Source organism: Candidatus Laterigemmans baculatus (genome assembly GCF_010367455.1).
Taxonomy (GTDB): domain Bacteria; phylum Planctomycetota; class Planctomycetia; order Pirellulales; family Pirellulaceae; genus Laterigemmans; species Laterigemmans baculatus.
In genome coordinates, this window is sequence record NZ_WRPR01000020.1 from 43,336 (window position 1) to 62,520 (window position 19,185).

Genomic DNA, 19,185 nt, shown 5'->3' on the forward strand with positions numbered 1-19,185 from the left:
CCGGGCCTAAGAGCCCGACCCTCCCGAGGGGAGGGTGATGGTGAATATGAAAGAAGCGCTACAGCCCCCCCTTCACAACGCGAGGAGACAGTGACCCGATGAGTGAGAGCGAGCGAGACGCGTCGGCCGAAGCGGCAGCCTGGAAGCCGCTCGATCGCCATGCCCGGCGGGTGCTCGGCGTGCTGGTCGAGAAAGCCAAGACGACCCCCGACAATTACCCGATGACGGTCGCGGCGATCGTCGCCGGCAGCAATCAAAAGTCGAACCGCTCGCCGCAGATGCAGCTCGACGAGGACGACGTGGTCGACGCCCTAGAAAAGCTCCGCGGCTGTGGTGCCGCCCGCGAAATCCAGGGGAGCGGGCGCGTCAACAAATACCGTCACCTGGCTTACGAGTGGTTGGGGGTCAACAGCCCGCAAGCGGCCGTGATGACCGAACTGCTGCTCCGCGGCCCGCAGACCGCCGGAGAACTGCGCAGTAGGGCCTCGCGGATGGAACCGTTCAGCAGCCTCGAAGCGCTCGGCACGACGCTCGACGAGCTGCAGCAGAAAGGGTTGGTCGTCCCGCTGACACCCGCCGGCCGAGGCCAACTCTTCAGCCACGCCTTGTACCAGTCCGAAGAACTGCGGCGGCTGCGAAGCGAGGCAGGGGGCGAGGATATCGAGCCACTCCTATCGGCGGGGCACAGCCAGTCGGGCTCCTCAAGCGGGGGGAGCAATGCCCCTGCCGAAGGTTTCACCGCAAGATCAGCCGGAGGAGCGGTTGCCGAGGCGGCCGGCGGAGAGAATTTTCGCCCTGGCGAGCAGGACACCCGGCTGGCGGAGCTGCAAGCCGAACTGCAGAAGCTGCGCGATCGGGTGGCGCGGCTGGAGCGCGAAGTGGGGCTCGAAGAGGAAGGCTAGGAAGGTCCGCCCCCTGCGGGCGCGACATTTTCATGCGGCCGCGAGCGACACAGCCACTCGCGGGGGACATTGCTGTGATCTCCCTCGCCGCGATGGTTTGTCAAGTGCCAATTTTGCAACTCGCGTGAGATTTTTGAAAGAGTTGCCAATCTACCGGAAGCAGACCGCCCAGTCTGCAACTCGTGGTGGCCGTAAGAGTTGGAACAAAAAAAGAAGTTCCAGTGAACTGTTTGGCCTCTAATTTCCTACAGAGTCCTATGGCCCACGCGGCGGCTGTCAAGTTGCCGCGGGGGTCGAGCAGCGGTGGCCGGGTGGTTCTTGAACCTTTTCGGCAACTTTTTGCTCATTTCGGTTAGCAAGGGGGACAGCTTGCAGTTAACACCTGCAGACCGATCGGTGATGAACCTTTCGGTGAGCCACAGGCGTACTGTGGCCAGGACCTTTCGGCAAGGAGCCGGAAGTCGGCTGTCCAAAGACGATCGCCTCACGACGAGGCGATTCCCGGGCGACTGGATGCCAGCCGGGCGACCCGCCGGGGTCGCAGGGAATCACCGGCAATGCACCGATAGCTGTGGGAGATGTGCGATGCACGAGGATTATCGCGATTCGATGTTGAAGCAGTTGCGGGACCAGCAGGTGCGTTTTGCGCCGCGGGCAAAACAACTGCAGCAAGCAGCGCGGGCTGAGGAGCTGCTCGGCGAGGTCGAGTTGGACCGCAACTACGCCTACGACTTCCTCTGTTACCGAATCACCGACTACCGGGCAGAGAAAGCGACCCGCCACAATATCTCGGGCGCCGACGTGCGGCACGATCTGCGGCTGCTGGTCGAAGATCTCTCCGAGGCGGCCGATATCAGCGTGCAAGACACGATGGAGCCGGTGCACACGGTCGAGGACCTGAGCCGGATGTTCAACGTTTCGACGAAAACGATCAGCCGCTGGCGAGAACAAGGGCTGGTCAGCCGCCGGTTCATCGTCGATGGCCGTCGCCGCGTTGGGTTCCTGCACAGCAGCGTCGAGCGGTTCGTCGATAGCAACCGTGACAAAGTCCGTCGCGGCGAGCGGTTCAGCCAGCTGAGCGACGACGAGAAGGGCGAGATCATCGAGCGGGCCCGGTCGCTGGCCGAGACCGGATCGAACCTTTCCGAGGTCACTCGGCGACTCTCCGATCAGATGCACCGCAGCCCCGAGACGGTGCGGTACACGCTCAAGAACTTCGACCGCGAAAATCCAACGCTGGCGATCTTCCCCGATCACAACGGGGCGCTCAGCGAAGAGGAAAAGCGATCGATCTTCCAGCAGCATCAGCGTGGGGCGAGCATCCCGGCGCTCTGCAAGCGGTACGGCCGCACGCGGAGCAGCATCATGCGGATCCTCTCCGAGATGCGGGCCGCGCGGATCCTCGAATTGCCGCTCGACTACATCTTCAACGACGACTTCAACGACTCGTCGAAGGCCGAAGAAATCCTCGGGCCGCTCCCCGGAGCCGATACGCCTCCGCGGAAAACGCGCGTCCCGTCCGGACTGCCGCCGTACTTGGCCGCTCTGTACGACGTCGCGTTGCTGACTCGCGAGCAGGAATACCATCTGTTCCGCAAGATGAACTTCCTCAAGCACCAGGCAGCCGAACTGCGTCAACAGATCACGCCGCGGAGTGCCAAAGCGGCGGTGATGGACGAGATCGAGGCGCTCTACGAGCAGGCAGTGAAGGTCAAGAACCAGATCGTCCAAGCCAACTTGCGGTTGGTCGTCTCGATCGCCAAGCGGCACATGAACAGCACCGACGACTTCTTCGGACTGGTCAGCGACGGCAACATGTCGCTGATCCGGGCCGCTGAGAAGTTCGACTATTCGCGGGGCAACAAGTTCAGCACCTACGCATCGTGGGCGATCATGAAGAACTACGCTCGCACGATTCCGACCGAGTTCAAACATCGCGATCGGTTCCGCACGACGGCCGAAGAGATGTTCCTGGCTCGCGAGGACGAGCGGAAGAATCCGTACCTCGAGGAAACCGAGCATCGCCGCCGCCAGCGTCAGGTGCTGCGGATCCTCAACCGGCTGGACGACCGCGAGCAGAAGATCATCTCGGCTCGCTTCGGGCTGGGGCGTGGCAACGAGCCGCTGACGCTCAAGGAGGTGGGCGCCGAAATGGGGGTCACCAAAGAGCGGATCCGACAACTCGAAGCGCGAGCCCTGATCAAGCTCCGCGAGGCAGCGGACAAGGAAAAGATCGAGCTCGAGTTTTAGAGCTCCAGCCGCGGAGCGGCGAAATAGAATAGCCAGGGGCGCGAGCCCCTGGACCAAGAGTGAAAGCCCACCAACAGCCCCAGCGGGGCGGCATAGTAATCCGCGTCGGATCTCTGCCGCCCCGCTGGGGCTGTTGCATTTTTTCTTCACCGGGTCCTGGGGCTCGCGCCCCAGGCTAATGTCTGTCGCCCCTCCGGGGCTGGGCGGCCTACGCCACCGTCCGGTCGCGGATGTGGCCGTCGTCGGAGACGTCTTCGAAGCGGACCGAGACCTGCTTGCTGACGCCCGACTCCTGCATCGTCACCCCGTACAGCGTCGTGGCAGCGGTCATCGTCTTTTTGCTGTGGGTGACGACGACGAATTTGGTGTGATCGAGAAACTCGGTCAGCACCGCCACGAAGCGGCCGATATTCGCCTCGTCGAATGGAGCGTCGACCTCGTCGAGCACGCAGAACGGGCTCGGGCGGTACTGGAAGATCGCCATCAGCAGCGCCACGGCGGTGAGCGCTTTCTCGCCTCCGGAGAGGAGCGAGTTGGAGAAGGAGGGTTTTCCCGGCGGAGTGGCGACGATTTCGACTCCGGCTTCGAGCGGATCGGCTGATTCCTCAAGGATCAAATCGGCCGAGCCGCCGCCAAACGACTTGCGGTACAGCTTCTGAAAATTCGCCCGGATCGCTTCGAGCGTGTCGAGGAACAGCCGTCGGCTGTCGGCGTTGATCCGCTGGATGATCCGCTCGAGCGATTCTTTGGCAGCGGTCAGATCTTGATACTGGCCGTGCAGCTCGTCGTACCGTTCCTGCAGTTCTTGAAGTTCTTCGAGCGCCTCCATGTTCACCGCGCCGGTCTTTTGGAGCTGGGCGCGGAGGCTGGCGATTTCGGCTTCGGCCGCTTCCCGATCTTCCGGCGGCTCGAAGTCTTCGGGCGGTTGTTCGGCGTGGAGGTCGATGTCGTAATCTTCGCGGACTCGTTCGGCGAGCGTCGTGCGGCGCAGCTGCGCCTCGTCCCGCTGGCGCTGGAGCTGGTGGACCGCCTCGGCCGCTTTTTGGACGCGGCGTTGGATGGCGTCGTTCTCGCGCTGCAGCTGCCGCTGCTGTTCGCGGAGCGAGCCGACCTCGCCCGCCAGCACGCGGAGCCGCGCCTCGACCTGCTCGCTTTCGAGGTACAGCTCGGCGAGCTCGGAAGTGCTCGAAAGCATCCGCCGCTCGATGCTGGTCAGCCGAGCCTCGTTTTCGGCCAGCGCGTCGCGGACGTCAGCCACCGCGGCGTTTCGCTGCGACTGGTCGCGTTGCTGTTGTTCGAGCGTCGTCTGGAAGGCTTCGGCCCGCTGCTCGATCCGGGCCAGCTCGACGTTCTTCTGCATCACCGCGTCGGTCGCTCGCCGCAGTTCGGCTTGGGCGGCGGCCAAGGAGCGGCCGACGAGTTGCGATTGCTCGTCGAGCTCCGCGATCCGCTGCTGGCATTGGGTCAGCTGGCCGCTGACCGACTGCAGAAGCTCGGCCGCTTCTTGGCGAGTCGTTTCAATTTCCTCACGCTGCTGGACGAGGTCCTCGAGCGCGGCGCGGCGTGACTGTTCGCGCTCGACGGCTGCTTCGCGAGTCGCTTCGGCGCCGGCTCGCTCGGTGACCGAAGAGCGATGCCGCCGCTCGAGGCGTCCCTGGGCGGCGGCGAGGGAGTCGACGATTTCGGCGATCCGCTCGATCTCCCGCTCGTTCTCCTGCAGTTGATAGCGGTAGTGCTGCTGTTCTTTTTGCGACGCGAGCAGCTCGCTCCGCCGGCTGACCAAACCGGAAGCCGCCGCGGCGGGGCCGAGCATGATCGAGCCATCGCGTTCGAGCAGCTCGCAGCCGCCAGTGACGAACCGCAGTCCCGCACCGCTCAGCTTTCGCAGCCCCAGGGCCGTCTGCAGCGTGTCGACCAGCCACGTCGTACCCAGCAGGTGCCGGGCAAGGGGCTCGAGTTCGGGGCGGACGCGAACCAGCCGATCGGCACGGCCCACCACGCCTTTCAAGCCGTCCAGCCGGATCCGATCGCCTGGCCGGCGGGTCGGCAATTCGTCGATTCGCAGCAGCCCAATGCGGCCCTCCAAGCCGAGATCGCCGGCCAGAATCGCTCGCTGCAGCGAATCGCCGCGGACGATCAGGTACTGGGCGAGCGGCCCAAGCGCGACGTCGATCGAGGGGGCGACGTGGACGTCGGTCTCGAACGCGTCGGCGACCAGGGCCACCACATCGGCCAAGGGACCGGTGGGAGAATCTTGAGCCGCTTCGAGCAGGCCGCGGACACCGCTCGCAATCCCTTCCTGACGTCGGCTCAGATCCTCCAGCAGCGCCAGTCGCTCGCTGACCCCCTGCAGTTTGACTCGAAAAGCAGCCGCTTCGTCACGGCGTCGCTGCAGCACGCGGCGGTGGTCGCTGAGCTCCGCTTCCCCTTCGTCGATCGCCGCGGCGTGCTCGTGGATCGTGGCGTCGAGCCGCTCGATGGCAAGGCTCGCCGATTGGACCTGGGCTTCGGCCTCCTCGAGCGCAGCGGTGGCCCGCGCGATCCGCTCGTCGACCGACTCACTCGAGCGGTGACTGGCGTCGATCCGTTGTTGGTGGCGCTGCAGTGTTCCCTCGAGGTCGGCCGCTCGGCGAAGCGCCTCGAGATGCTCGCTCTGCATCTGTTCGCGTTGGGCCCGCACCCGCTCGACTTCGCTGCTGGCAGCGACGCGGGCCGCTTCAGCGTCGTCGGCTTGTTGACGAGCCGCTTCGAGTTCCGCGGCGCTCTCGGCGTGGCGGCGGCGGAGGTCGCGGAGTTCGGCGATTGCCGAGCCGGCCTGCGATTGCAACAAGCGGACGCGGCGGCGGCCCGAGGCGATCTGCCGCCGCATGTCTTCGGCCGCTTGAGCGTCGGCGTCGCGGGTTCCCGAAAGCGAGGCGATCCGCCGCCACAGGTCGCTGCGGGCGGATTCGATTTTTTGGGCCTGGGAAGCCGCTTCCTGCAATCCGAGCTCCATCGCCCGCCGCCGTTCGACCGCCGCCTCCTGCTCCGCTTCCGCCGCGCGGTGGGCGGCGGCTCGCTCCTCGGCCTGCTCGGCCGCCGCGTCGAGCAGCTCCGACAGCTCGGACCAGTCGGCCCAGGCGAGTTGGGTGCGACATTCCCGCAGCCGCTCGGTCGCTTGGCGATATTTTTCTGCTTTGGAGGCCTGCGATTTGAGGCTCTGCAGCCGGGTGGCGACCTCGTCGACGATGTCACCGAGGCGAGTCAGGTTCTGTTCGGCGCGGGCCAAGCGCCGCGCCGCTTCGACTTTCTTCGCTTTGAAGCGACTGATTCCCGCCGCTTCCTCGAAGATCGCCCGGCGGTCCTTGGGATTGGCCTGCAGCATCCGATCGACTTTGCCCTGCTCGATCAAGCTGTAGGCGTCGATGCCGATGCCGGTCCCGCGGACCAAGTCCCGCACGTCCTTGAGGCGGCAGGGGGTGCCGTTGATCAGGTACTCGCTCTCGCCGCTGCGGTAGACGCGGCGGGTGACGTGGACTTCGTCGGCTTCGTAGGGAAGTTCGCCGCTGGAATTGTCGAACACGATCGACGCTTCGGCGGCACCGGCCGGCTTGCGATCGTTGGAGCCTTTGAAGATGACGTCGGCCATCTCCTTGCCGCGGAGACTCTTGGCGCTCTGCGAGCCGAGCACCCATTTGATGCCGTCGACGATGTTCGATTTGCCCGACCCATTCGGCCCGACCACGACGGTGATCCCGTCGGGAAAATCGAAGCGGGTTCGATCGGCAAAGCTCTTGAAGCCGAAGAGTTCCAGAGCCTTCAGCATGCCCGCAAATCAGCAACAAGGAACGCCGCAGCAGACGCGATCGGAGCTCGACCGCCTGGTTGCGTCGTTATCCTAAGCAACGCTGGCTGCGGAGGATAGGTTGATCGAGCTGAACCACCCCCGGGGGTCGTACCAGCCGCGTTCCGGCTGAGCCTCTTCCGGCGGATCGATCCGCTGCGGCGGAAGCGCCGCGGGATCGAGTTCGGAGCTGCCCGAATCGGACGGTCCGCGGTGGTACTCGCGGAGCGGCTGCGGGAGCACGTCGATGGCCAGCGCGGCCGAGAGAAATCCTTGCTCCTTGGCCAACCGCAGCGCTTCGACGATGTCGCCGTAGCTTCCACCGACCTGCACGATGCCACCGGCCAACCCGCGAACGGTCGCCGGAGCGGTGGTGTGCGTATCTTCGCGGCCCGGCAGGATGCGGCTGATCTGCAGCCCCTCGGCACCGTTGGCGACGATCAGGATGCCGCAGCCGCAGAACAGGTATTCGGGCGGCTTGATGGGGATCGGCCCATCGAAGACGACCAGATCGGGCGACCGCCGCAGGCTGATCGCCACCAGGGGCCCTCCCTTGGAAGGCACATCGAAGAAGTTGACCCGCTGGTCCGATTCGCCCAACCGCGAACCGCTGAGGATCACGTTGCGGTCGGCTCGGCGACGGATGGCGTCAAAAGCGCCGAACCGCGTCTCGGTGCTCGATTCGTCGAGCAGCTTCCGCAGCCCCTCGGCCGCCCGCCGCTCCTTCTCCATCCCAGCGAGCGCTTGCAGCGTGTGGTAGCGGAAGGCGGGCTGATCGCGGCTGAGTTCCACCAACGGCTCGACCGCCTCGACGCGGTCGAGGTAGGCCAGCGCTTCGGCGGCGTAAAACTGGATCTCCGGGTTCGAGGAGGTGAGGGCCGCGAGCAGGGCGGGGACCCCTTCGTCGCCGATCCCCTCGAGCTGCAGTGCCGCGTCCGAAGCCGAAGTCGGCTCGAGCAACTGCTTCGCGAGCGTGTCGATCCGAGCGTGCGTCTCGGCGATATCCGCTTCGGTCCCCAGCAAGCCGACGACCGCCATCATCCGGTGCACGTTGTGGCGGTACCGCGGATGAGTCTCGATCGCGATCAGATCGTCTTCCTTGGCGTTAGCGATCCCCCGCCGCGCCGATCCGTCGAAAAAGTAAAACCGGCGATTGATGACTTCCGCGAGCCGCTTGGAAATCGCCACGTGTCGATATTCGGGGCGAATCCGCAAGTCGAGGTGGCCGTCCTTCTGAGCCACGCCGCCGGCCAGCACGCGGCCTTCGAGCAGCAGCTGGGGGTCGTCTCCGGCCTGATGTGCCGCGCGGACGATCACCGGTCCGGTGCCGGTAGCCAAGGTGTCACTGGTTCGTGGCATGCCACCGATGATCTGCGTGAAGCTCAGTCGCGCCGGCATCAACCAGCCGCCCCGAAGGCTCGTCGCCTCGGTTCGCTGGGACGTTTTGACGATCAAATCGAGCGGATCGCCGCGACGCACTCCCGGCGGAATCACCGCTTCGACCATCACCAGGGCGGTGTTCTCCGAATCGATGAACGTGTTCGGATCCTCGACGTCGCGGGTTTTCATCTCCGCGAGCAACAGATCGCGCTGCATCGACGGCGGCTCCTGGCCTCCCGTGCCCGCCAGCCCGTTGACGATCCCAAAACTCTGGATTTTCCCGTACCGCAGCCCGTACGGCGCCGCTGCCTCCCGCACCAAGGCGGGCGGTTTGGGGGCCCGGACGAGCTCCTCGAGCCGCTCCTGCTCCTGAACCTCCTCGGACTTCCGCCAAGGCGTCATACAGCCGCCGATCGGGGCGAGGCACATCAGTCCTGCGAGACCCCAAAACAACGTATCGGTGAGAGCGGGCATCCATGCTCGCATCGCAATGGTCCGAGATCAGAGAAACAAGCGGGACAATCAGCGGGGGGAGGCTAGCTGGAAATCCCCGCTCGCGGCAAGAGCGATGCCCGCGGCACATTGCTTGCTGCCCTGTCAAGACACGGATCCAATTCTCACGCACCTTCGCAAAGGAGTCACGTTATGTCACAGGGCAGCCAATCACTACATGGCTATACACAGCAGCGGGGACTCGGCGCCGACCGCAACCCGCAGCAAGGGGTGATGGCCGGGGAGGTGGGCGAGGGCCCGCTGACCCGCGCAATCGAATCCCAGACCTCCCGGCTTCCCTCCGACTTCTGGTTGATGGCCGCCGGAGGCTCGATCGCCGCCTCCTTGGCGTACAAAATGTCGGGGGACGACCACAAGGCGCTGTTCATCGGCCAGTGGGCACCGACGTTCCTGATCCTCGGGCTGTACAACAAAATGGTCAAACAGCACGGATCGTGAACGCTTAGCTCTCAAACGTCTCCGGGCGGAGCAGGGGAAACAGGATGACGTCTCGAATTGAGCGCTGACCGGTCAGGAGCATCACCAGCCGGTCGATCCCAATCCCCAGCCCGCCGGCAGGCGGCATCGCATACCGCAGCGCGCGGACGAAATCGTGGTCCATGTGGGCCATCGAATCTTCCTCCGAAAGCCCCTGCAGCTGGGTGCGGAAGAGCTGCTCCTGCAAATCGGGGTCGTTCAGCTCGGTGTAAGCATTGGCGAGCTCCATTCCGCAGATGAACAACTCGAACCGCTCGGCCACTTCGGGCTGATCGACTTTCCGCTTGGTCAGCGGGCACATGCTGGCGGGATAATCGATCACGAACACCGGCCCGACCAGCAGGTCTTCGACCTTCTCCTCAAAAATTTCGTTCTTGATCACGTCCGCGTGGCGATTGGCCGTTTCGAGCCCCAGCTGTTTGGCCAGCGCCCGCATCGCCCCTTCGTCGGCAGGGTCGACGCCGGTGTGCTCGAGAATCAAATCGTCGTACGAGCGGCGGGCGAAAGGCGGCGTGAAGTCGACTTCCTGATCGCCAAATTTGCGGACCATGCCGCCCCCGATCGCCTCAATTGCGTTCGAGATGATCTGCTCGGTCAGCTCCATCATCGTGCCGTAGTCGCCGTAGGCCTGGTAGGCTTCGAGCATCGTGAATTCAGGGTTGTGCCGCGGGCTGACCCCTTCGTTGCGGAACACGCGGCCAAGCTCATAAACCCGCTCAATCCCACCGACCATCAGCCGCTTGAGGTGCAATTCCAGAGCGATCCGCATGAACAGCGGCATGTCGAGCGCGTTGTGGTGCGTTTTGAACGGACGGGCCGCGGCTCCCCCGGCAATCGCGTGCAGCGTGGGGCCTTCGACTTCCACAAACCGCTGGCTGTCGAGCGTTTGACGGATCGATTTGACGATCCGCGTCCGGTCGAGAAAGACTTCGCGGACCCCGTCGTTGAAGGCCAGGTCGGCGTACCGCATCCGCTGGCGAAGGTCAGGATCGTGCAAACCGGCGTGCTTGTCGGGAGCCGGCTCGAGCATCTTGGTGTGGAAGTGGAGCTGCTCGGCAAAGACCGTCAGCTCCCCCGTATTGGTCCAGCCCAGCCGTCCATCGACGCCGATCAAATCACCCAGGTCGAACAGCTTGGCCAGCTCAAACGCTTCTTCGCCGACCTGATTTTTGCCGATGAAGATCTGGATTTCGCCGGTCCAGTCGCGGAGGTTGAGGAAGATCAGCTTGCCGGTTGGCCGCATCAGCATGATCCGGCCAGCGACACGGACTTGCGGTCCGATTTCTTCCCCGTTGCCCCCCGCCGCCGCGTTCTGTTCGCTCTTCCAGGTGCGGTAATCGACCGAACCGCCCGAGTTGACCATGTTCGGGGTGTCGATCTCGGTTCCATCGGGCAGCCGATATTTGATCTGCGGGATCAGCCGGCGGACGTCCTCGACCATCGACCGCTCATCGAACCGGCTGCCCCAGGGATCGATCCCTGTCTCGCCGATCCGCCGCAGTTTCTCGCGACGCGCGACCCGCGGGTCCGTGGTGTCGACACCCGTCGCATCTGCAGCTTCTTTACTCATCAGCGTTCTATTCTTCCGTCGAAGATGACCATCTTCCGCCGAAGATGACCGGGGCGGTGGTTGGGGAGCGTAGTCGCGGATTGTAGCGCTCCGCGAACCGACCTTGAAGGACCCCGCCCCAAACGGGTACCTCCCAAAACCAAAAACTTCCCCCCTCTTTTTCACCATCCGCCTTCGAGGCACACGATGCCCCAACCGTCCCAGCACGAAACGATGATTCTGGTGGTCGACCCGAACCCGATCACCCTGATCGCTACCGCCGGAGCACTCGACAGCCACGGATATGCGTGCATCTGCGCCCGGACGGCCGTAGCGGCGGAAAAGGCCGCCGCTCAGGACGCGCTCGATGCGGTGGTCATCGAGGTGGCCGACGACGCCGAGGCGGCCCTCGCTTTGGTGGCCAAACTTCGCGAGGTGAGTGGGTCGGCGGAGCTCCCAGTCCTGCTGGTCGCCGACGGCTGCTGGGCGGGACTGCAGCAGCGGTGCGAAGCGCTGGCCGCCGTCCGCTGCCTGTTTAAACCGATCGACCCCAACGCCCTGCTCGATCTGCTGCAGCACTCGCTGTGGATGCCCCCGCTCCCCCCCCACCACCGCCGCCGAGGCACCCGCCCCAATCGACCGGGCTGGGTGAGTTTGTAGGTTTCAGGGAGCCGGGAGCCGGGAGCCGGGAGCAGGGAGCAGGAAAGAATTCACTCGTACTCGTACTCGTACTCGTACTCGTACTCGTACTCGTACTCGCTCCCAGCGCTGACGGTTCGAGTACGAGTACGAGTACCGCTTCGCTGAGTACGAGTACGAAAAGGCTGAAACCTGCTCCCTCCTCCTTTCCGGCCCCACTGGATGATTCGGGGCTTTCTTCGTAGGCTTTTCGGGACGTAGTTTGACCCGATCCTTTTCGTTTACTGCTCCCCGCGGGGGTTTGCCCAATATGTCTGTCTCGACGTCCAGCCTCAAACAGACGGCCATCGACACCATCCGCACGCTCAGCATGGATGCGGTCCAGACGGCCAACAGCGGACACCCCGGGACGCCGATGGCCTTGGCACCGGTCGCCTACCAGATTTGGAACGAAGCCCTCCGCTACGACCCGCGGAACCCGCTGTGGCCGAACCGCGACCGCTTCGTCCTGTCCTGCGGCCACGCGTCGATGCTGCTCTACTCGGTGCTGCATTTGGTCGGCGTGCGAGCCCTCGACTCCGACGGGCAACCGACCGACGAATTGTCGATCAAGCTCGACGACATCAAGCATTTCCGGCAGATCGGCAGCCCCTGTGCCGGCCACCCCGAGTTTGACGAAGCGGCTGGAATCGAGACGACCACCGGGCCGCTCGGCCAAGGGGTCAGCAACAGCGTGGGAATGGCGATGGCGGCCAAGTGGCTGGCCGCTCGCTACAACACGGCCGATCATGAGCTGTTCGACTTCAACACCTACGTCGTCTGCAGCGACGGCGACTTGATGGAAGGGATCGCCTCGGAAGCCGCGTCGGTGGCCGGGCACCTCCAGCTGGACAACCTGTGTTGGTTCTACGACGACAATAAAATCACGATCGAAGGCAGCACCGACCTGGCTTTCAGCGAGGACATCGCGCTGAAGTTCGAGGGCATGGGCTGGAACATCCTGCGGGTCGAAGACGCCAACGACCTGGAAGCTCTCGGCCAAGCGATCGAGACCTTCCAGCAGACCACCGGCAAACCGACGCTGGTGATCGTCCGCAGCATCATCGGCTACGGGGCCCCAAACAAGCAGAACACGCACGGCGCCCACGGAGCTCCGCTCGGCTGGGACGAAATCGAAGCGACGAAGGAAGTTTACGGCTGGCCGAAGGACGAGAAGTTCCACGTTCCGGAGGGAGTCCGCGAACACTTCGACGCAGGCGTCGGGGCCCGCGGCGCGGCGGCTTACGAGCAATGGACGGCCACCTGGGAGGCTTACCAGAAGGCCCACGCGGACCGGGCGGAAGAGCTCGCGGCGATCTTCGAGAACCGGCTGCCTGACGGCTGGGACCGCGACATCCCCAGCTTCCCGGCGAGTTCCAAGGGGGACGCCACGCGCAACAGCAGCGGCACCGTGCTGAACGCGATCGCCAAGAACGTGCCGCACATGATCGGCGGCTCAGCCGACTTGGCTCCCAGCACCAAAACGCTGCTGACATTCGCCGATGCAGGCGACTTCTCCGCGGACAACTACGCCGGTCGCAATATTCACTTCGGAATTCGCGAACACGCGATGGCGGCGATCTGCAATGGCTTGTCGCTGTGCGGGCTGCGAGCCTACGGAGCGACCTTCTTCGTCTTCACCGATTACATGCGGGGAGCGATGCGGCTGAGCAGCATCATGCACCAGCCGGTGCTGTACGTGCTCACCCACGACTCGATCGGAGTCGGCGAAGATGGCCCGACGCACCAACCGATCGAGCACTTGGCCGCCTGCCGTGCGATGCCCGGGATGAACGTCTTCCGTCCCGGCGATGCCAACGAAGTCGCCGAGTCGTACCGCACGATCCTCTCGATCAACGACCATCCGGCGGCCCTGGTCTGCTCGCGGCAGAACATGCCCACCCTCGACCGCGCCGTCTACGCTTCGGCCTCGGGCGTCGCCCAGGGTGGCTATATCCTCGGTGACTGCGACGGGACCCCCGAAGTGATCCTGATGGCCAGCGGCAGCGAATTGCAGGTGGTCGTCGAGGCCTACGAGCGGCTGACTGCCGACGGAATCAAAGCCCGCGTCGTCAGCATGCCCTGCCTCGATCTGTTCGAGCAGCAACCGCGGACGTATCAGGACCAGGTCCTGCCGCCGGAGTGCACCGCTCGCGTGGCGGTCGAAGCGGGGATCGGCGAAAGCTGGTTCCGCTACCTCGGCTTCCACGGCGAGTTCATCGGCATGGACTCCTTCGGCGCTTCGGGTCCGTACGACCAGCTGTACAAGAAGTTCAAAATCACCGCCGACAACACCTACGAGATCGCCAAAGGCCTGATCGGCCGATAGACGGCTGGGTGGGCCCTGCCAGTTCCCTGCAATACCATCAGCCGCCGGGCGCTAGCCCCCGGTTCCGGAAACGCTTGGATAACCGGACGCTAGCGCGTGGCGGCTGATCGTCGCCCCCTCTTACAGAATCATGTCCTCTCATGGCCGAGCCGCTTCTCGCTCATCCGCTCGAGTCCTGGTTGGGGCAGATTCACCGCGGCGATTGCGTCGAGGGACTGGCCCAACTCCCCACCGAGTCGGTCGATTTGGCGTTTGCCGATCCACCGTTCAACATCGGCTACAAGTACGACGTCTACGACGACGCTCGCGACGCTTCGTCGTACCTCGATTGGTCGCACGAGTGGATTTCGGGCGTCTATCGAGCGCTCAAGCCGAGCGGCGCGTTCTGGCTGGCGATCGGTGACGAGTACGCGGCGGAGCTGAAGGTCACGGCCCAGGAGATCGGCTTCGAGTGCCGCAGCTGGGTCGTGTGGTACTACACCTTCGGCGTGCACTGCAAACACAAGTTCACCCGCTCGCACGCGCACCTCTTCCACTTTGTCAAAGACGCCAAGCGGTTCACGTTCAACAGCGATGCGATCCGCGTCCCCTCGGCCCGCCAGCTCGTCTACAACGACTCCCGCGCCCACTCCAAAGGCCGGATGCCCGACGACACGTGGATCCTCCGCCCGCAAGACCTGACCGACGGCTTCAACCCCGACGAGGACGTGTGGTATTTTCCGCGGGTCGCGGGCACATTTAAGGAGCGAGCCGGTTTCCACGGCTGCCAGATGCCTGAGCAGCTCCTCGGCCGGATCATCCGCTCGTGCAGCCAGCCGGGCGACGTGGTCCTCGACCCCTTCTCCGGCAGCGCCACAACCGTCGCGGTCGCAAAGAAACTCGATCGCCAGTTCCTCGCCTTCGAACTTTCCGACGATTACGCCGCTCTGGGGACCGAGCGACTCTCCCGCTGCGCCGTCGGCGATCGCCTCGACGGGGCCGCGGAGCCCAAAGTCAGTGCACCGGCGACCGACAAAAGAAACGGCAAGCGAAGCAGCGGCGGCAAGACGACCTCCTCCGAATCGACCGCTTCCCCGGCCGCGCTGAGCTCTCGCGATTCGCTCCTGCAGCACGGGTTTCAGCTCGGGCTGTTCGACCTGCCGGCCTTGGACGACGCCTCACAACTGCTGCTCGAAGCGTTTGGTCAGAGCAGCGAAGGGTACTCGGTCGATCGCGTGGTCGCCGACCCGCGGCTGAACCGTCGCTTCCAGCAGCGATGCGACGGGGCCTCGGTTCCGGGGGTTGCCGCTGAACGCAACCGCCACCTGTTTCGGCTCCGCAAGGCGGGCAAAATCAATCCCGAACGTTTTGATACGGCGAAGCGGACGAAGATCGATTGGCAGCACGCCCGGCGATTCCTGTTCGCCTGCGAAATCGCTTGGCGGGTGCGCAGCGATCACAACGAGTTGAGCCTGGACGACATCCTCTGCGATCCCGAAGAAGCAGCCGCGTTCGAGAAGATCGCCGCCAGTCTGGCCGAAGGGTTCTCGTCGCTCGAGTACCGCTGGGGAGCACTCATGCTCCGCAAAAAACTCCACTCGGCTGTCGAGAATGCCGAGCGGGGGGCAGTCCCGGCACTCGACCCGCAGTCCGCTTCGGGAGCGTTCGGCGAAGCAGCTCGAGCGGCCAGGGATTTTTCGGCCCTTCCCGAATCGGCTGCCGTCTACGCCCTCTGGACCGGCGAAGAGGGCGAGTGCTTGTATGTGGGCGAAGCGGCGAACTTGCGGGACCGCCTGTGCAACCACCGCACGGCGCCGGGAACCGGTTCGCCGCTGAATCCCTACGCCGCGAGCCTCGTGTGGCGGTGGTGGCCGGTCGAAGCGGTCGACGATTACCCGCTCGCTCGGCAGGTCCTCCTCACGCGACAACTGCAACCGCGGCTAAATATCAGGGTTTGAGCGCACAGTCGTTTAACGGCAAGCCGAAGGCGACTGTGTTTTAAAGAGCAGTCGCCTTCGGCTTGCCGTTAAACGATTTTCTGGCGATCCGTGCTGCTCCACACGAATCCAAAGTGGCGTTATCCAGCTACACTTCGGCTCGGACCGGCGTCCGCTCTCGGTCTCGGACACCGAGCAAGTAGAGGATCGCGTCGAGCCCGAGTGTCGAGACGGCGTGGGCGGCTTCCTTGCGGACGATCGGTTTGGCATGGAAAGCGATTCCCAGGCCGGCTCGGTTGAGCATCGGCAGATCGTTCGCGCCATCCCCGACCGCGATCACTTGCCGACGGTTAATTCCTTCGATCGCAGCGATCTGTTCGAGCAATTCGGCTTTGCGACTGCCGTTGACGATCTCACCTCGGAGCCGCCCGGTGAGCACGCCATCGACGATTTCCAGCTCGTTGGCGTAGACGTAGTCGATTTTCAGCCGCCGCTGAAGCTGTTCGCCAAAGTAGCTAAAACCGCCCGAGAGGACTGCGGTTTTGTAGCCGAGGGCGCGGAGATTAGTCAGCAGCGCTTCGGCCCCTTCGGTCAGCTCCAACCGCTCAGCGACTTTGGCGAGCGTCGATTCCGGGAGCCCTCGGAGCGTCGCGACCCGTTCGCGGAGCGAAGCATCGAACTCCAGCTCACCGCGCATCGTCAGCTCGGTGATCGCCGCGACCTGAGCCCCGGTTCCCGCTTCTTTGGCCAGCTCGTCGATCACTTCGGCCTGGATCAGCGTCGAATCCATGTCGAACACGACCAACCGGCGGGAACGGCGGTAGGCGTCGTCTTTCTGCCACGAAACATCGAGCTCCAGTTCGCGGCTGAGTTCCATAAAGTGGCTCTGCATCCGCTCGCGGTCGAGCGGTTCGCCACGGAGCCAGAATTCGACACAGGCTCGCTTGGGGAGCCCGTCGTCGATCCGCGGCGGCCGCCCTGAAAGCCGGTGGATCACATCGATATTCAGTCCCTCGCGGGCGATCACCTCGGTGACCGCAGCCAGCTGCCGGCCAGTGACGCTGCGGGAGAGAAGGGTCAGAATGTAGCGGGGTTTGCCTTGCTGGCTGACCCAGTGGTCGTAGTCGGAGTCGGCGATCCTCTGCAGCTTCATCCGCAGCCCCAATTGCTCGGCCGCCCGCGACACTTCCGTGCGGAATCGCTCGGGTTCGCTGAACTCCGAGGGCTCACTGAGTCCCGATGCCGAACTGCGCCCCGAGCTCGTGGCCGGGAGGCGAACCATCACGCCGAGCAGCAACGATTCGTGGATCACCGCTTGATTGATGTCCAGGATCTCGGCGTCGTGGACGGCCAGCACCTCGGCCAGCGCAGCAGTCAGACCCGGTCGGTCTTCACCGGTGAACCGCAGGAGAAACGTCTTGCGGGTGTCGGCCATCCGTCAGAGTTCGGCAAGTAAGAGGGAGAAGCGACCTGTCGGGGAGTCTGTCAGCTTACGAAGCGACCGCCGCCGGGTCGAGGTGGCCCGGGAGTCGGGAGCCAACTCGTACTCGTACTCGTACTCGTACTCAGCGCAGCGGTACTCGATCCCTTGCAGGCCAGGTCCAGCGCTTTGCGATAACGAGTACGAGTACGAGTACCGCTGCGCTGAGTACGAGTACGATCGGAAGGAGCCTCGCCCCTCTCTTGAAAAACGGCGATTTTCCCGGCGTTGAAACGCAGTGCATCTGCTAAACTTCTGCAATTCCGTTCCGAGTGCACCCTCTGCGTGGTTTGCATCCGCCTCGACTTTCGCCGCTGCCGGTTGAAAAGTCCCGCGAATCGGAACCGATCTCACCACCTTTGCAATTCGAAGCCTTCCGTGGGCAGCTCTCGACAGAGCTCCCGGAGGCAAGCTCTCGGAACAACCCTTTATGGAATTTGTTGATTTGGGGCTGGCTGAGCCCCTGTTGCGCGCCATCGACGGCGCTGGCTACGCGACGCCCACTCCGATTCAGGAGCGGGCGATTCCCTCGATCATCGCCGGTCGCGATGTCCTCGGCTGTGCCCAGACGGGAACGGGCAAGACGGCTGCGTTCGCCCTGCCGATCCTGCATCGCCTGCTGGCCGATCCGCTTCCTCGCAAAGCGCGGCGCTGGATCCGCGTCTTGATCCTGTCTCCGACCCGCGAACTGGCCGCCCAGATCGGCGACAACTTCCAGCAGTACGCCCGCCGCACCAAGCTTCGCGAGACGGTGATTTTCGGAGGCGTCGGTCAATCCGCGCAGACCCGGGCGCTCGAAGCCGGGGTGGATGTCGTGATCGCCACCCCCGGACGCTTGCTCGACCTGATGAACCAGGGGTATGTCGATCTCCGCAGCGTCGAGACGTTCGTTCTCGACGAAGCCGACCAGATGCTCGACATGGGCTTTTTGCCCGACGTCAAACGGATCATCGCCAAACTTCCCAAAGATCGCCAAACGCTCTTCTTCTCGGCGACGATGCCTCCGGGGATCCGCCAGCTGGCCGACCAGATCCTGACCGACCCGGTGAGCGTCCAAATCGCTCCGCAGGGAGTGACGGCCGACCGAGTCGACCAGGAGGTTTACTTGGTCGAACAAACGCGAAAGCCGGCGCTGCTCGCTCACTTCCTGGCGACCCGCCCGCCCGGCAGCACGCTGGTCTTTAGCCGCACCAAGCACGGGGCCGACGCTGTCGTCCGCCGGCTGAACAAAGCGGGCATCCCGGCGCTGGCGATCCACGGCAACAAGTCACAGAACAACCGACAACGCTCGCTGAACCAGTTCAAGTCGGGCGAAGTTGAAATTCTCGTTGCTACCGACATCGCCGCCCGCGGGATCGACGTCAGCGGAATCAACTACGTGATCAATTACGACATGCCGAACCTGCCGGAGACCTACGTCCATCGGATCGGCCGCACCGGACGGGCGGGCGAGGCGGGAATTGCCGTCTCCTTCTGCAACTCCGAGGAACGGATCCACCTCCGCGCGATCGAAAAACAGCTCAAGAAGAAGCTGCCGGTCGCGGCCGACGCTCTCGATCTGGCCGATCCGGCCGCCGCACCGCTCAAAACCGAACCCGCGGCGGCGCCCCGCCGCGGCCCCAGCACACGGTCGCGGGGAGCCCGCTCGACGCCCAAACCGTCCAGCCGGCGGCGGCGATCGTAGGCCCGATCCCGCTCTTCACCGCCACCGATTTGGAGGGGGCCGACGGAGCCTGACATTAGCTGGACAGCGCCACTTTCATACGCTGAATTGCCATAAAGTCAGCAGTGCCGAGCAGTTGGCTACCAAGTCGTTTAACGGCAAGCCGAAGGCGACTGTGTTTTAAAAAGCAGTCGCCTTCGGCTTGCCGTTAAACGATTTTTCTGC

The 19,185-nt window shown here is 64.2% G+C and carries 11 protein-coding genes; 7 read left to right on the forward strand and 4 right to left on the reverse strand.

The features are described 5' to 3' along the window. Positions 1-98 precede the first annotated feature (98 nt). Both GNK13_RS04335 and GNK13_RS04340 read left to right on the forward strand, forming a co-directional pair. Positions 99-902, forward strand: a complete 804-nt coding sequence (locus GNK13_RS04335) for a DUF480 domain-containing protein (RefSeq protein ID WP_164101220.1) — start codon at positions 99-101, stop codon at positions 900-902. 585 nt (positions 903-1,487) lie between these two features. Then, entirely contained in the window at positions 1,488-3,152 is a 1,665-nt protein-coding gene (locus GNK13_RS04340; RefSeq protein WP_164101221.1) for a sigma-70 family RNA polymerase sigma factor, read from the forward strand. A gap of 208 nt (positions 3,153-3,360) precedes the next feature. Here GNK13_RS04340 and smc read toward each other — a convergent pair whose 3' ends face one another. Together smc and GNK13_RS04350 are read right to left on the reverse strand one after the other, a co-directional pair. Next, positions 3,361-6,957, reverse strand: a complete 3,597-nt coding sequence (gene smc, locus GNK13_RS04345) for a chromosome segregation protein SMC (protein WP_164101222.1) — start codon at positions 6,955-6,957, stop codon at positions 3,361-3,363. 72 nt (positions 6,958-7,029) lie between these two features. Then, positions 7,030-8,841, reverse strand: a complete 1,812-nt coding sequence (locus tag GNK13_RS04350) for a flagellar basal body P-ring protein FlgI (RefSeq protein ID WP_164101223.1) — start codon at positions 8,839-8,841, stop codon at positions 7,030-7,032. Positions 8,842-9,000: 159 nt separating this feature from the next. On the opposite strand from GNK13_RS04350, the gene GNK13_RS04355 reads away from it, so the two are divergent. Beyond that, positions 9,001-9,306, forward strand: a complete 306-nt coding sequence (locus tag GNK13_RS04355; protein ID WP_203328918.1) for a hypothetical protein — start codon at positions 9,001-9,003, stop codon at positions 9,304-9,306. 4 nt (positions 9,307-9,310) lie between these two features. On the opposite strand, the gene lysS is transcribed toward GNK13_RS04355, so the two are convergent. After that, positions 9,311-10,915: a lysine--tRNA ligase gene (gene lysS, locus GNK13_RS04360; protein WP_164101224.1), complete on the reverse strand. Its 1,605-nt coding sequence runs from the start codon at positions 10,913-10,915 to the stop codon at positions 9,311-9,313. A gap of 186 nt (positions 10,916-11,101) precedes the next feature. Here lysS and GNK13_RS04365 point away from each other — a divergent pair, with 186 nt between their 5' ends. The 3 genes from GNK13_RS04365 to GNK13_RS04375 all read left to right on the forward strand — a co-directional run bounded on the left by GNK13_RS04365 (position 11,102) and on the right by GNK13_RS04375 (position 15,838). Next, positions 11,102-11,554 (forward strand): hypothetical protein, encoded by a 453-nt coding sequence (locus GNK13_RS04365; RefSeq protein ID WP_164101225.1) that lies wholly within the window; start codon positions 11,102-11,104, stop codon positions 11,552-11,554. Between the two features lie 289 nt (positions 11,555-11,843). Further along, positions 11,844-13,901, forward strand: coding sequence for a transketolase (gene tkt / locus GNK13_RS04370; RefSeq protein ID WP_235934770.1), 2,058 nt, complete (start codon positions 11,844-11,846; stop codon positions 13,899-13,901). A 140-nt stretch (positions 13,902-14,041) separates the two neighbouring features. Next, positions 14,042-15,838 carry a DNA methyltransferase gene (locus GNK13_RS04375; protein WP_164101227.1) on the forward strand — a complete coding sequence of 599 codons (1,797 nt, stop codon included), beginning with the start codon at positions 14,042-14,044 and terminating at the stop codon, positions 15,836-15,838. A 127-nt stretch (positions 15,839-15,965) separates the two neighbouring features. Here GNK13_RS04375 and serB read toward each other — a convergent pair whose 3' ends face one another. Continuing rightward, positions 15,966-17,252 carry a phosphoserine phosphatase SerB gene (gene serB, locus GNK13_RS04380; protein WP_164101228.1) on the reverse strand — a complete coding sequence of 429 codons (1,287 nt, stop codon included), beginning with the start codon at positions 17,250-17,252 and terminating at the stop codon, positions 15,966-15,968. A 475-nt stretch (positions 17,253-17,727) separates the two neighbouring features. Between serB and GNK13_RS04385 the strand changes: the two genes are divergently transcribed. Then, on the forward strand, positions 17,728-18,981 hold the full coding sequence (locus GNK13_RS04385; RefSeq protein WP_164101229.1) for a DEAD/DEAH box helicase: 1,254 nt from the start codon (positions 17,728-17,730) through the stop codon (positions 18,979-18,981). The last annotated feature ends 204 nt before the right edge of the window (positions 18,982-19,185 follow it).